Source organism: Micromonospora sp. AMSO12t (assembly GCF_008806585.1).
GTDB lineage: Bacteria > Actinomycetota > Actinomycetes > Mycobacteriales > Micromonosporaceae > Micromonospora > Micromonospora reichwaldensis.
This window is the reverse complement of record NZ_WAAS01000489.1, coordinates 1-1618: the sequence shown is the minus strand read 5'-3', so window position 1 is coordinate 1618 and position 1618 is coordinate 1. Positions and strand designations below refer to the sequence as shown.

The 1618-nt window shown below is 71.8% G+C and carries 1 protein-coding gene; it reads right to left on the bottom strand.

All coding sequences use genetic code 11. From position 1 onward, the window contains the following. A partial coding sequence (locus tag F6X68_RS32545; RefSeq protein ID WP_225852569.1) for a type I polyketide synthase occupies nucleotides 1-1618 on the bottom strand: 1618 nt, incomplete at both ends.

The window sequence follows — 1618 nt, the reverse complement described above, 5'->3', positions numbered from 1 at the left end:
CCCCCGCAGCCGCCTGCGTGTGACCGATGTTCGACTTCACCGACCCCAACAACAACGGCACATCCCGACCCTGCCCATACGTCGCCAACAACGCCTGAGCCTCAATCGGATCACCCAACGACGTACCGGTGCCGTGTGCCTCCACCACGTCCACGTCGGCCGTGGACAGACCCGCACTCGCGAGGGCCTGCCGGATCACCCGCTGCTGCGAGGGGCCGTTCGGCGCCGTCAACCCGTTCGACGCGCCGTCCTGATTCACCGCCGTGCCCCGTACCACCGCCAGGATCCGGCGGCCGTCGCGTTGCGCGTCCGACAGGCGCTGCACCAGCAGCACGCCGACGCCCTCGGACCAGCCCGTGCCGTCCGCGGCGTCCGAGAACGACTTGCAGCGGCCGTCGGCGGACAGGCCGCCCTGGATCGAGAACTCGGCGAAGGTGCCCGGTGAGGCCATCACGGTGACGCCGCCGGCCAGGGCGAGGTCGCACTCGCCGGACCGCAGCGCCTGCGCCGCGAGGTGCAACGCGACCAGCGACGACGAACACGCCGTGTCCACCGTCACCGCCGGCCCCTCGAACCCGAACGAGTACGCCACCCGGCCCGACAACACGCTTGTCGCGTTGCCGGTGAGCAGGTGGCCGCCGACCTCCTGGGCCCGACCGACCGACCCGCTGGCGTACCCCTGGAAGCTGGCCCCGGCGAAGACGCCGACCGCGCCACCCCGCAGGCTGGTCGGGTCGATGCCCGCCGATTCGACGGCCTCCCACGACGTTTCCAGCAGCAGCCGCTGCTGCGGGTCCATGGCGAGGGCCTCGCGTGGTGAGATGCCGAAGAACTCGGCGTCGAACTCACCGGCGTCGTAGACGAAGCCGCCCCTGCGGGCGAAGGACGTGTCGGACAGGCCGCTGTTGAGGAAGCTGTCCCAGCCCCGGTCGAGGGGGAACTCGGAGATGCCGTCGCGTCCCGTGGAGAGCAGTTGCCACAGTTCTTCCGGGGACGCGACGCCACCCGGGAGGCGGCAGCCCATCCCGACGATCACGATCGGGTCGTCGTCCACGGTGGCGACCCTGCGGTCGGCCGGCGCGTTACCCGATGCTCCGAGCACGGTCTCCCGGATGAAGGCGACCAGGGCAGCCGGCGTCGGGTGGTCGAAGACCAGGGTGGAGGGCAACGCGAGGCCCGTCTCGGCGGTCAGCCGGTTGCGCAGCTCGACGGCGGTGAGCGAGTCGAAGCCGAGACGCTGGAACGCCCGGTCCGGCCGCACCGCCTCCACGGTGGCGTGGCCGAGCACCGTGGCGACCTGGGAGCGTACGAGGTCCAGGAGGGACGCCTCGACCTCCGGCGGCGTCAGGGCCGCGAGCCGCTCGCGCAGTGCGGAGGCCCGGTCGGTGGGGCCGGTCTCGGCTCGGGCCGCCGCCTCGATCGCCGCCTGTGCCTCGGGGATGTCGGTGAACAGACGCGACGGACGCAACGCCGTGAACGACGGCACAAACCGATCCCACCGCACATCCGCCACCACCACCTGACCCTCATCACCATCCAACGCCCGCTGCAACGCCGCCACCGCCAACTCCGGAGCCATCCCCGGCAAACCACGCCGACTCAACTGCTCCCCCGCCAC